13 protein-coding genes, 1 tRNA gene and 1 pseudogene are annotated in these 12716 nt (G+C 52.7%); 13 read left to right on the top strand and 2 right to left on the bottom strand.

What is annotated here, in order from left to right; translation table 11 throughout:
- Window positions 1-21: 21 nt before the first annotated feature.
- Window positions 22-903, bottom strand: a complete 882-nt coding sequence (locus E0E41_RS02490; protein ID WP_130868566.1) for a LysR family transcriptional regulator — start codon at window positions 901-903, stop codon at window positions 22-24.
- A gap of 248 nt (window positions 904-1151) precedes the next feature.
- A tRNA-Ala gene (locus E0E41_RS02485) sits at window positions 1152-1233 on the bottom strand.
- 251 nt (window positions 1234-1484) lie between these two features.
- Here E0E41_RS02485 and E0E41_RS02480 point away from each other — a divergent pair.
- The 13 genes and pseudogenes from E0E41_RS02480 (at window position 1485) to E0E41_RS02420 (ending at window position 12534) form a co-directional block, all read left to right on the top strand.
- On the top strand, window positions 1485-2429 hold the full coding sequence (locus E0E41_RS02480; RefSeq protein ID WP_242623660.1) for a DUF6017 domain-containing protein: 945 nt from the start codon (window positions 1485-1487) through the stop codon (window positions 2427-2429).
- 95 nt (window positions 2430-2524) lie between these two features.
- Window positions 2525-4918 (top strand): ParB/RepB/Spo0J family partition protein, encoded by a 2394-nt coding sequence (locus tag E0E41_RS02475; RefSeq protein WP_130868564.1) that lies wholly within the window; start codon window positions 2525-2527, stop codon window positions 4916-4918.
- A 4-nt stretch (window positions 4919-4922) separates the two neighbouring features.
- A complete protein-coding gene (locus tag E0E41_RS02470) occupies window positions 4923-5600 on the top strand; it encodes an antirestriction protein ArdA (RefSeq protein WP_130868563.1) in 678 nt (225 codons plus the stop codon).
- 78 nt (window positions 5601-5678) lie between these two features.
- Window positions 5679-6449: pseudogene (locus E0E41_RS02465) on the top strand (phosphoadenosine phosphosulfate reductase domain-containing protein); the annotation flags it as partial.
- Between the two features lie 49 nt (window positions 6450-6498).
- Window positions 6499-6903: a DUF3846 domain-containing protein gene (locus E0E41_RS02460; RefSeq protein WP_165450488.1), complete on the top strand. Its 405-nt coding sequence runs from the start codon at window positions 6499-6501 to the stop codon at window positions 6901-6903.
- 2 nt (window positions 6904-6905) lie between these two features.
- Window positions 6906-7862 (top strand): ArdC family protein, encoded by a 957-nt coding sequence (locus tag E0E41_RS02455; protein WP_130868560.1) that lies wholly within the window; start codon window positions 6906-6908, stop codon window positions 7860-7862.
- Window positions 7863-7879: 17 nt separating this feature from the next.
- Window positions 7880-8245, top strand: a complete 366-nt coding sequence (locus tag E0E41_RS02450) for an LPD28 domain-containing protein (protein ID WP_130868559.1) — start codon at window positions 7880-7882, stop codon at window positions 8243-8245.
- Window positions 8229-8825: a hypothetical protein gene (locus E0E41_RS02445; RefSeq protein ID WP_130868558.1), complete on the top strand. Its 597-nt coding sequence runs from the start codon at window positions 8229-8231 to the stop codon at window positions 8823-8825. The genes E0E41_RS02450 and E0E41_RS02445 overlap by 17 nt, the downstream gene beginning before the upstream one ends.
- A 152-nt stretch (window positions 8826-8977) precedes the next feature.
- Complete coding sequence (locus E0E41_RS02440) at window positions 8978-9286, top strand: plasmid mobilization protein (RefSeq protein ID WP_087337571.1); 309 nt, start codon at window positions 8978-8980, stop codon at window positions 9284-9286.
- Window positions 9287-10645, top strand: a complete 1359-nt coding sequence (locus E0E41_RS02435) for a relaxase/mobilization nuclease domain-containing protein (RefSeq protein ID WP_130868557.1) — start codon at window positions 9287-9289, stop codon at window positions 10643-10645. It begins immediately after the preceding gene.
- The gene (locus E0E41_RS02430; protein WP_087337577.1) at window positions 10593-11090 is read left to right on the top strand and encodes a hypothetical protein; all 498 of its coding nucleotides are present in this window, start codon (window positions 10593-10595) and stop codon (window positions 11088-11090) included. The genes E0E41_RS02435 and E0E41_RS02430 overlap by 53 nt, the downstream gene beginning before the upstream one ends.
- Window positions 11065-11646, top strand: a complete 582-nt coding sequence (locus tag E0E41_RS02425; protein ID WP_087337581.1) for a PcfB family protein — start codon at window positions 11065-11067, stop codon at window positions 11644-11646. The genes E0E41_RS02430 and E0E41_RS02425 overlap by 26 nt, the downstream gene beginning before the upstream one ends.
- A gap of 15 nt (window positions 11647-11661) precedes the next feature.
- Window positions 11662-12534, top strand: coding sequence for a hypothetical protein (locus E0E41_RS02420; RefSeq protein WP_130868556.1), 873 nt, complete (start codon window positions 11662-11664; stop codon window positions 12532-12534).
- The last annotated feature ends 182 nt before the right edge of the window (window positions 12535-12716 follow it).

Genomic DNA, 12716 nt, shown 5'->3' with positions numbered 1-12716 from the left:
AGTCACAAAACGGCCGATTGACTATTTAAATTTATTTTGCAGGATGTCAGCAAATTCCTCCACATAATAGCCGGAGTTATCCTTTTTCCAGAACAGGCAATAGTTGCGGGTGATTTGTTCTTCACCGCGGCAAAGAGGAACACGACGAATGGAAGCGCCAAAGGTCATGGCCTGGCTGCTGCCTTCCACCGGCAGGAAGCCCTGCCCGCTTATGACCATCATGCGGGCCTCCTCCAGATTTTCCGCATAGAGGATTTCCCCCTGTATGCCGATGATCGTCTGATAAAACTCCTTTTCGATAGCCTGCTGTTCTTTGGAGGCCACCAGAATGCAGGGAATGTTTTTCAATTCCTGGACAGAGACCGAAGGAAGAGAGGCCACGGGATTTCGGGCTGCCAGCTCAATATACATCCTGCTGGTAGCCAGAATCAGGTTGACATACTCGTCGGAAAAGGCTCTCCGCTGATCGTTGAGCACCAGATCCGCACCGCCGGTGCGCAGCAAAGTAAATAATTCTTCATGATTGCCATACAAAAGCTGGACAGGAATGCCGGGATATTTGGCTGAAAATTCCTCCAGCGCCTGGTGAACTTCCGGGCTGTTGTAACTGCGCAGGTAGCCGAACTTCAAGACTGCCTCGTTCCCATGGGCGATCTTGGCGGCCTCTCTGCACATCTGCTCGTAATCAGCAATCAGAACCAGGCTTTTTTTGTAAAAATGTTCCCCGGCAGGAGTCAAAACAAACTTTCGGTTTTTCCGTTCCAACAGAGAAAACCCCAGTTCCGTTTCCAGCGCCTTGATCTGCTGAGATATGGCCGACTGCGATATGTGGCATTCTTCCGCTGCCTCTGAAAAGCTGTTGTTGCGTACAACAGCTTGAAAATATTTGATCTGCCGCAGCAAGGGTCCACCTCCCGCGAAAAAAGGTTTTTATCATTATAACATATCAATATGAATTTTCCAAAGGGATGTGGAATCACGGTAAGAATGCCCGCTGTTTCAGTTCAGTACCTCCGCCCAGAAAACCCAAAAGAAGGACATTCCTTGTGAAAGGGGTACCCTTCAAGTGGTCAAAACAGAAACCCGTCTGTGGTATTTCTGTGGTCAGATGAGAAAATCGCCGCAGTTTTCACTGCGGCGATTTCCGTTTTTGGTGGACCCAAAGGGATTCGAACCCTCGACCTCTCGGATGCGAACCGAACGCTCTCCCAAGCGTGAAAGTTATATGAGCCCTAAAGTGGGACAGAAAAATAGCAAAAACAGAAATAAACAGTCTAAAATTAGCGGAACAGCGTGTATCTTTGTTATATAGGAGGCGTCCAATACCGGAATTTCGGTATCATGGGTGCCTCTTTTTTATGGGCAAATACTTAATTGGTCTCGTAACTCAAGTGGGGGGCACTTGCGCTACACCCCCTGCAATAAACATACACCTCAAAGATTTTGCGAACGATTATGACCCAAGGAAAGGAGGGGGGCAGATTGTGTCAGAGATTATTCTATCTGACTATTTTTACGGGGATGAATCAGAACAATTCATCTACTTCCGTATTCCTCGACTGCTGATTACAAGCCCCCGTTTCAAACACCTCTCCACAGACGCAAAACTACTGTATGGTATGCTGTTAGACCGCATGAGCCTATCTGCCAAGAACAACTGGTACGACGAAGATGGGCGCGTGTATATCTACTATACCGTGGAAGAAATATGCGGAGATATGAATTGCGGCCGGGATAAAGCTATGAAGTTGCTGGCTGAACTGGATACCGGCAAAGGTGTGGGCCTGATCGAGCGTATCAAACAGGGTCAGGGAAAACCCACAAAAATCTATGTCAAGCGATTTACTACCCGTGCTGTCCCACCGCCGGCACCGCCAGAACCAGATTCTTTTATGCCCATTCCAGAGGTCGATTTTTCCGATGTCCAGAAGTCGGAAAAACCGACTTCAAGAGGTCGGCAATCCCGACTTGCAGAGGTCGAAAAATCCGACCCTAACCATACTAATAGAAGTCATCCTGATTTTAGTCATCCTGATCCATCCATCTCCCCCCGCTACCCCCCATACGGTGAGATGGATGGGATAGATCGAAACCAAATCAGAGAGGAGTTGAAAGAAAATATTGACTATGAACACCTTCGCAGCCAATGCCCATACGACGATGTAGAAAGTTTGCTGGAGCTCATGGTGGATGTGGTGAGCAGCACCGCCTCCACAATACGCATTGGAGGGGAGGTATTGCCGCTGGGACCTGTGAAGGAACGGTTCCGGCAATTAGACAGCAGCCATATCGAGTATGTGATTGACTCCCTCAAACAGACCACAACGAAAATCAATAATATTCGGGCCTATCTTCTTACGGTGCTATATAACGCTCCGGTGACGATAGGCCCTTACTACTCCGCCGCAGTGCGGCATGACTTCGGTTAGAAATAAATCTCACCATGAGACGCAAATTTCGACTGAACTCGCATGGATAAGGCCGAAAATCAAGCTCTTTATGGAACTTGATTGTTGGCAAATAAATGAATGGAGGTAATCAGATGGCAAATGAACCCCGCAAACCCCAAATTGTCCCTTTAGCAAAAATCCATGATCTCCCCGGTGTTTTTATCCCCAAAGTCCAGGATAAAGCCTATGGCGGGCTTGTGACCAGCATCCAAGTCAGCGGCGTCAAAGAGGCTGTTATCCTCCGACTGCGCGAGGACGGTGAATACCAACTTGTAGACGGGTATCGCCGCCGCCGAGCCAGCGAGCTGGCAAAGAAGAAGGACATTCCTGCCCTGGTCTATAAAATGACCTTGCAGGAGGCGATTGAGTACCACAAGAAGGTCAAGGGCCAACCGACACTCCCTGTACCGGGCGTACTGGTCAATACTCCCACAGAAACACAGGAACCTCTCAAGGGCGATAAGGTCCTCGAGACGGAGAAAAAGCCCGAGCAGACCGTCCCCGCCGCTCCCGGCAAGAAGGCTGATGAACCGGCTCCCAAAGCAGAGCAGACCACCCCCAAGGAGGGCAGGACCCCGGAGGGGGAGAAAAAGCCCGAGCAGGCTACCCCCGCTACTCCCGGCAAAAAGGCTGATGAACCGGCTCCCAAGGCAGAGCAGGCCACCCCCAGAGAGGGTAAGTCCCCAGAGACAGAAAAAAAGCCCGAGCAGGCCGTTCCCGCCGCTCCCGGCAAGAAGGCTGATGAACCGGCTCCCAAGGCAGAACAGACCGTTCCCAAGGAAGGCAAGGCCCCGGAGGGGGAGAAAAAGCCCGAACAGGCCGTCCCCGCCGCTCCTGGCAAAAAGGCTGATGAACCGGCTCCCAAGGCAGAGCAGGCCACCCCCAAAGAGGGTAAGTCCCCGGAGACAGAAAAAAAGCCGGAACAGACTATCCCCGTCGCTCCCGACAAGAAGGCCGATGAACGGGCTCCCAAGGCAGAGCAGCCTACTCCCAAGGCAGAGCAGACCGCCCCCAAAGAAGGTAAGTCCCCGGAGGCGGAAAAAAAGCCGGAACAGACTATTCCTGCCGCTCCCGGCAAGAAAACCGATGAACCGGCTCCCAAGGCAGAACAGACCGCCCCCAAGGAGGGCAAGACCCTGGAGGCAGAGAAAAAGTCCGAGGCCGTTGCTAAGGCTGTCGGCATGGCTGCCAAGGGACCCGCTGGCACCCAAATCACCCAGGTGTTTGAGGATCGCCTTTCTCCCCCGGATGATAAGGCACTGAAAAACCTGCCTACCCCTAAAGAGGGCGAATCCTATTTCATCGTGTTACACCCTGGCTATCTGGAAAAATCCAAATTCAATACAGTTTCGGTGGACCAGAACAGCGAGGACTACCGGGAACTGAAAAAATCCATTGAGCTCAACGGCGTCAAGGACCCGGTTCTCACCCGTATCAATCCTGACGGCGGCCTTGAAATCCTGTCCGGCCAGCGCCGCCACATGATTGCAAGGGAATTGAACTATCCGGTTCCTGCTATCATTCAGAAAATTGATGACGCAGACGCAAAGATCCTGGTATCGGATGGAAACCTGCACCGCCCCAAAATTTCCACCTATGACCTCTCCCGGACCCTGCGGATGAAAATGGAGGGCATGAAACAGAAGGCGGGGCGCCGCAAGAAGGGCTTTACTGCCGAGGAACTGAACAGCGATGAAAAGCTGGCAAAGGAAATGGGCATGAGCGTGAGTAAGCTCAATCGAATTATCCGGCTGTCCGAGGCGTCCAAGGAGGTATGCAATCGAGTAGACGATGGCACGCTGCCCCTTTCCGCGGCCTCCGCCCTTTCTTTCCTAAAGCCGGAAAATCAGGATGTGGCGCTCCATCTGACAGACCTGGGCTACAAGCTCCCCACGGAACGAATCGAGTATCTGAAAAAGGTAGAGAAAGCCGGAAAGCTGGACGAGATAACCATGCGGAAGGTGCTGGACGGAGAAAATGTCCTTGAGCCCCCGAAGGTAGTCTCGTTCCCTGGAACGGAAACTCCGCAGCCTGCCAAAGGAGCGCCGCCCTCCAATGTTCCTACCCACGAAATCATTCCACCGGCTCCCACACCTGGATCTGAACCCAGCAAGGAGAAAACACCCGTTGAGCCAGCAGGCGTATCCGCAGCCCCGGAACCCGTTGCCACGACGCCCACCACCACACCGCCTACCGCACCGACACCGACTATGACCCCAACACCTCCAGAGAAACCCGCACAGACTCCCGCACAGGAAAAAGACCCGTTCAAGGGGGAACAGGAACGGCCTGAATACACCAAGGTCATTCTTGCGGGAGATCGCCTGCGCAGATATTTTCCTGATGTAAACATGACGCCCCGGCAAATCGAGGAGAGCGTTTACGAGGCCCTGGAGGAGCGGCGGCAACGGCTGGAAAAGCAAAAGCAGAAAGAGGCCATTTTGAAAAAGGGCGGCCCGACCAGGTGATGGCATGGAATTTACTGCATTGATCGCCAATTTGGGCAAATATGCCGCAGGTATTGTGGCGGAAACCCCCCTTGCATTTCCTACTACCACGGAACAGGTACAAAAGGCCCTGCAAACCATTGGTGTGGATGGCTTGAAGTACGAAGAAGTGATTGTAAAGGAGTATTCTATTGGGATTGCCGGTGTTGCATCTTTGCTGGGGGAATATGCCCATATTGATGAACTGAATTACCTGGCAAAGCGGCTGGAATGTCTTTCACCGGAGGATCTGAAGAAGTTTGCTGCTGCTGTGCGCCACGGCGAATATGTTTGCAGTGTCCAGGACTTAATCAATCTCGCCTATCCCTGTAATCTGGAACAATTCATGTTGCTGCCGGAGGTTAAGACCTACGAGGACTACGGCCGGTATCTGGTGGATACCAAACGGGACTTTTCACTGCCCCGTGGAGCAAGGTTCTATTTTAATTATGAGGAATACGGCGAGACAACGGCAATCAACGAAAATGGCGACCTCACACCCCAGGGGTATATCTGCCATGACAGGTCCGGGTCCTTCCAGCAAATCTATGATGGGAAGGAGATACCGCGGGAATATCGAGTGTTTCAATATCCGCTGCAAGCCAAGGTCAAGCGCCACAACAATCAAAAAGAACGGGATAGTCCCAAAAGCAAGCGCCGTTAGAGGCGCTTTTTTCATATCTGAAAATAACAGAAAGCAGGTGATCGTTTCGAGAAAAAGGCCTTCCATGCAGTCTCATTTTCTGGTGGGAAAGACAGCACAGCCATGCTCCTGCTGATGATTGAGCGTGGGATGCCTATTGATATGGTGCTGACGGCGGATACAGGCATGGAGTTCCCGGAGATGTACCGCCACTGGGATCGAGTGGAGCAATACCTATACCGTGAACGCGGCCTGCATTTGACCATCTTACGCCATCCCAAGGGGTTTGAATGGCTAATGTTCGATGAACCCAAAGAAAAACCTTCCTCCATTGAACTACGCGCTCAGCTGGGTGTCCCTCCCTATGGAAATGGATGGCCTGGAATCAAGGTGCGCTGGTGTACTGGTCAAATGAAAACCCACCTTATCAGCAAAGAAGTCAATATGCTGAAAGGCCAATACTCTGCGCTCCATTATGTGGGAATTGCGGCAGACGAACCGACAAGAATCAAAAACGAGCAGTACCCGCTTGTAACATGGGGGATCACAGAAAAAGACGCACTTAATATCTGTTATGACAGGGGGTACAACTGGGACGGACTGTATGAGATATATGGCCGCTGTTCCTGCTGGTGTTGTCCATTCCAGAAAATTGGAGAGCTGCGGAATCTGCGCCGTTTTCACCCGGAGTTATGGGCAAAATTGATGGAACTGGATGAAAGGGCCATTACACAATTCGGCTATACACCTCTGGGACAATTCCGAAAGGAATGGACCGTGGCTCAACTGGAACGGCGTTTTGCACTGGAAGAACAAGGCATACCATACAGAACCCCAAAGAAACCTTACAGACATAAGCACGGAAGATAGCGCCGGAAACGGTGCTTTTTTCATACCCATTTCAGATAGGAGTGATGATTTGAATGTTTTAATGGTGGAGCCGGGCATGGCTCCCTATGAGAAAGAACTGAATGGCTTAAAGGAAATGCAGGCCGCTGTCGGCGGGTTAATTACCGTCATTTATCCCTATAAAGAACCTGTCGGTATTGTGGCCAATGATGAGGGAATCCTGCTGAAAATGGAATTTAACCGCAGTGTGGAGGGCGGCTATGGCGGTATTTTTGGCCCCTTCTTTGTCTGTGGTTTGACGGAGGACAGCTTTTGCTCCTTAACGCCGGAACAGATGGAACGGTACAAGAAGAAGTTCCACCATGCGGAAATCTTGTTGGGGGCGCAGGGCAATGATCTTATCACAATGAAAGTGGAACCCAAACGGAGAAACGGCCCGGATCAAACACCCCCGCGAAAACAGCCATCCCGCTGACTATGGCCCAGACAATCAAGGAGAGGCTGGCTGAACTGACAGACCGGCTTGAAAACGGCATTAGGGAACTATATGACAGCAACCGCTATGCGGAATATCTTGCTGCCATGTCCAAATTTCATCATTACAGCTTTGGCAATGCGCTGCTGATTTTATTTCAATGTCCAACTGCAAGTCGTGTTGCCGGTTACACCACATGGAAGAAACTGGGGCGACAAGTTAAGCGACATGAAAAAGGTATCCAGATTTTGGCCCCTTGTCCCTACAAACGACAAATTGATTGTGAACAGAAGGACCCTAATACCAGGCAGACACTATATGGGCCAGACGGCAAGCCCCTGGTAGAGACCATGTTTGAACCAATCACCCGATTCAAAGTAGCAACGGTTTTCGACATAAGCCAGACAGAAGGACGGGAACTTCCCAATATTGGAGTCTCTGAACTGACTGGCGAGGTAGAGCATTTCACAGAAATATTTGACCGCTTAACGGAACTATCCCCACTTCCCATTGAAATGGAGGATTTTCCGGGAGCGGCAAAGGGATATGCCAGTTTTCAAGAACAGCGAATCGTCATTCGGCCTGGTATGAGCCAAATGCAGACCATCAAGACACTGGTACATGAAATCGCCCATGCAAAACTCCACGATCCTGCCCACCTATCACCGGAGGAACGAAAACAACGCCGGGAGAAAGAGGTGGAGGCAGAAAGTGTAGCTTATGTAGTATGCCAACATTTTGGATTGGACACATCCGAATATTCCTTTGGCTATATTGCCGGATGGAGCCGAGGACGAGAACTTACCGAACTGAAGGCATCCCTGGACTGCATCCATTCTACTGCCGGTGAAATCATCAACGCGATCCAACCATCGGAACCATTGTATGAACTGGCAGAAAAAATGCAGAACCCCAAACAGCATCAAGTAAACCACAAGGAAAAGCGCAGCAGAAAATAGTAAGGAGAGTGACCACTATGCAAATCAATTCCCAGGGTGAACGCATGAAGGAAATCGAGATTTTTGGTATCCCCGCTCTGTTTAGCAGCAACCGTATCGCCCCCGAGGATGTCTACCCCGGAATGTACCGATATGAACTGCTTTCCAGCAAGGAGGTCCCCGGCAGCCCCCGCCATCTGGCCCAGGACAGCGGGGATGATTTTATGGGAACGGTACTGACTCCCGTTCCCATCCCCATGACCCATGAGGGACAGCGGGAAATCGAGCCGGGTGACCTGTTCCTGGACATTGAGGCCGGAGAATACACTCCTGCCGAGTTCGAGGAAAAGTATCTCTCCCCGGACTACGACCCGGAGGCAGACCGCTATGGGAAATCGGATTGATGTGCTGGCGTTTTTGGCCCAGGTGGTTGAGGAAAATACCACCGGCTACCGCTCCGACTTCCAGTACGATGTAAGGATGTTGACACAGGCTGCCCAGGAAAAGGACATGAGGGATCGGGTGTTTTATTGGATGAGCCGCCCCAATGGAACATGGTGTGTCAAGGAACGGGAAGTCTTTCTGCAAGGCAGCGGCGCTCACTCCATCTGGACATACTACGCTGACCAACCGGAGGGTATCCGTGCATACCGGGTGACAATCACCGGCATGGAAGGCCGAAAGGTTATGGGACAGGTGATACCGCTGGACTACAAAACTCAGGTACGCCGGGTCCAGGAGCAAGCCATTCCCGCAACAGCCCTGACGCTTCAATATGAAAGCGGCCATACCATCGTGGTTCCCTATGACGGACACCGAGCGTCACTCAACACGGTCCGCCCCGGCCACGGCACAATCCGCACGGTACAATATGAGCCGGATAATGAGGCCGAGCTTACCCGCATTATTATGGTGGAACACCGCCACCAGACGGGGAAAATCAAAAAGGCTCCCAAACCAGGCCGCTCCCATCCGGTCAGGTAGCAGGCTCCATCCCAAACAGCGCCGCCCGTGGCGGCGCTGCATTAGCAAGTATGTCATTTGGTAGCACAAATGACCCTTGTTAGGGGGATACCCCCTAAAACCCCATACGAAATCGCGTCTCACCGTGAGACGCAAATCTCAAGGAGGTGATTATGCGAAAGCGAAACCGCCATGTGAGCGTGTGGATGAATGAGGCGGAATACCTGCATTTGAAGGCGGAGGCTAAAAAAGCGGGACTGGGTATAGATCCCTTTATCCGGCTCCTGGTATCCGGTGTCCAGCTCCGCCCTCGTCCGCCTGACAATATTGCCGCATTGATCCGGGAGCTCCACGCCATCGGCAACAATATCAATCAAATTGCTTATTGGGCCAACGCGCAAAAGAGCACCCAGGAGGAGGACCTGCGCCGGGCGGCAGCACTCGCCTATGAGGCAGCCCGTTTGGTGAAGGAGAATTTTTGAATGGCCTATGACAAAATCATCCCCATACGGCAGCGCATGGACAACTGCCTGGGCTATGTGCTCAATGAAGAAAAGAATAGTCTCGACCATGCCCTAACCTATGCGGAGAACCCCGATAAGGCCCACCAGCTTGTGACCGGCATTAACTGTCAGGCTGCCACTGCTTATTCAGAAATGCAGGTAACTAAACGCCGGTGGGACAAAACGGGAGGTATTCTGGGGTATCACATCATCCACTCCTATGCTCCGGGCGAAGTCACACCGGAGGAGGCCCACGCCGCTGGTGTGGAATTTGCCCGCCGCCTGTTGGGAAATAGCTATGAGGCGGTGATCTCCACCCACCTTGACCGGGAACATCTGCACTGTCACATCGTATTCAACTCCGTCTCTTTTGTGGACGGCAGAAAATACCGCAGCGATTTTCAGAGTTATTTTGGGACCCTGCGGGAAACTTCCAACGCCGTCAGCCGGGACCGTGGACTATCCGTGATCGAGGTAACGACAGGACAGGGCAAGCACTATGCGGAGTGGGAGGCGGAGCGGACCGGCAAGGAGACGGTCCGCGGGCTGATCCGCCGGGACATCGACGCTGCTATTCGTGAGAGCTTTACCTTTGAGAGTTTTTTGGCTGCTTTACGGAGGCAAGGCTATTCCATCAAATATGGCCCCAATGTCAAGCATACTGCCATTTGTCCACCAGGAGGCCAGAGATTTTTCCGGCTGTCCGGCATGGGAGAACGATATACAGAGGCAGCTATCCGGGAACGACTGGCAGCCATTCGCCGCGGAGACCGAGAGGATCTTCCTGTGCAAATCATCGAGCCACCGAAACGCTATACCATCCGCCGGGGCTACCTTACTCAAATGCCCCGAAAAAAAGTGCAGGGGTTCCGGGCCTTGTATGTTTCCTATCTCTATCTTTTGAACATACGACGACCTAAGAGGAAACAAATCCCCTTTTCCATACGGGCGGAGGTTTCCAAACTACGGCGTTATCAGCGGCAATTCAGATTGTTGCAGGAATATCGCATTGATAACAGCGCACAGTTTTCCATGCTGACGGACGCCCTGCAAGCCCAAATCGACGGTCTGACCGAACAACGAAAAGAACGATACCAGGAGAAACGGGAAGGGCGAGAGGTCACGGCAGAAATTCAGTCCATCAATCAAGAACTGCGCCGGGTCAGGTCCAAACTCAAACTTTGTGAGCAAATCAAAGTGGATATGTCTCATATCCAAACGCAAATGGAGGAATACCAGACCAACATCCGGCGGGAACAGGAGGAGCGCCATCAAAGAAAAAGCCATGCTGCAACTGATAAGGGCCGACCTGATCGGCATTTTGACCCTGTTCGCTGATTACCGTCCACAACTTGACGCTGACAGCCTTGCGCTGGATATTCGGAAATTGGGACGGATGGAGGACAGGGATTATTTATTTCTTGCCCGCCGGGAGAAAAGCTACTTGTTCCCTATATCGGAAGTCTATCTGGCGGAAAGCTACGCATACCTCTGCTGGACTGCATACAGATTGTTTTCTGAACCCAAGGTAGACGCGCTGTATCTTCATATTTCCCATGTAATCAAAGGACGCCCCTTTGGTATCGTCACAGTGCTGGACTATAACACCTCAGCCCAGGATGTGGAGCAGTTTGCCGCAGGCACCCCAGGGGACGCAGCTGCCCATATCCGGCGGATCGCAAAGCACTACCACACTCACACGACCATCGGCAGTACATTGGACTTTATAGAAAATTTGAGAAAGGCAGGTGAACAACATGGATGTGAGCGGAGAAACCGCTGATCTGGTGGTAAAAGAAAGTATCCAGGCAACCGAAAGCGCCGTCAAGCTGGCCGGAACAGGGTTGAAGAATGTAGCGGCTCTGCTGCTGGCCCTCTCCAAAGAGGACTACAAGGTGGTGGGTAAAACCAGCTCCCGGCGGCTTGCCAGGGACCCATCTCCGGCCGAGGTGGTTCGGGTCAAACAAGAAGATATGGGGAAATTTCAGAAACTTGCCAGGGAGCTGGGTATCCTCTACTTCTTTGCCAGGAAGAAGGGCAGCCAAGGGGAATATGTAAATGTGGTGTCCACACAGAACTACGCCGCCCAGCTGAACGCCGCGCTGGAGGCTCTGGGTTATCCCATTCCCGCAAGGACCCAGGAGGAAACGCCAAAAAAAGCGAACCCCCGCGCTCCACAAGAGAAGTCCTTGAGAGAGCGCGGGATTGGCTCGACACCATCTCCGACGGAGGATGTTGAGCAGCAAAAACCTTCCGTCAAAAAGCGGCTGGAACGGCTGAAAGCCCTATCGGAGCAGACACGCACCGGGCCGGAAAAGGTTCGGGAAAGAACAAGATAACAGGAGGAATCACCAATGAATATCAGCGACCTTATCAAAAACAAATCCGTCCGTGACCAGGCGTGGCTGGAGGAACGCCGGGCTGAACGCGGCAACCTGTCAGAAATGCGAGATGTGGCACTTGAGGAAATCACCACCAACCCGGAGATGTACCAGAAATACCTGGACTTGCAGGCAAACAATATCAGTTGCAGCGCCGGAAATGTGGCGCTGACCCTGTTCCAGCTAAAAGGGGCCACCAAAATCGGGACCATCAGCTTTTGGCACGAACAGGGGCGCTATGTCCAGGACGAGGCCATGAAAAGCGGGGCCAAGGTATTCGTTCCTTCCCGGAACGGGCAGCGCCGGGGCTATCTTATGGGAGACTACTACGATGTGAGCCAGACTATCGGCAGACCCATCAAGGAACCGGTCCCTTTGATGGAGAACACTGCCAGAATGGAGACGGCCCTGGGGACCCTGATGAATTATTCCCCGGTTCCCATTGTGGAGCAGGGAGGTATGCCGACGCCTGCCCGATATGATGAAACACATCTCTGCCTTGCCATTGATCCCAGCTACGGGGAGCTGGAGGTATTTTCGGCCCTGGCTACCGAAATCGGTTATGCCCAGGCCCACGACAAAGGCCGCAACATCGACTTCGACCGGGAGACCTACCGGGTAGACGCCGAGAGCGTCAGCTATATGCTTTGCCGTCGTTTTGGGGTTGACTGCAAGCCGCCCCAGGCCGCGGAGCTGGCCCAGCTCTATGAGGGCTATGAACCGTCTGACCGGGGCGAGGCCCTGGAACAGCTCCGCAAAACGACCCGCAATATGGGCGATGGCATTGACCGGGCCATTCAGCCCAGACAGCAGGAACGGAGCCGCAGACATTTGGGCGCACGATAAGGGGGCGTGTCCCCCTGGGGGAGAGTACGCCGCCGTTCCCCGTCCGTCAAGGCCGGCGATTGCTGGCGCAATCGCCGCGAGCCGCCCAGTTTGCGAACTGGACGGGCCTTGACAGACGGCGCCCGGCGCCGTTTTCAGTTACCAAGGGGACCACACCCCAAAAGCCGTCCAAGGACGGCTTT

Source organism: Intestinimonas massiliensis (ex Afouda et al. 2020) (assembly GCF_900626285.1).
In the GTDB taxonomy this organism is placed as follows: domain Bacteria; phylum Bacillota; class Clostridia; order Oscillospirales; family Oscillospiraceae; genus Flavonifractor; species Flavonifractor massiliensis_A.
The sequence above is the reverse complement of the archived record's forward strand: the minus strand, read 5'-3'. Positions and strand labels throughout refer to the sequence as shown.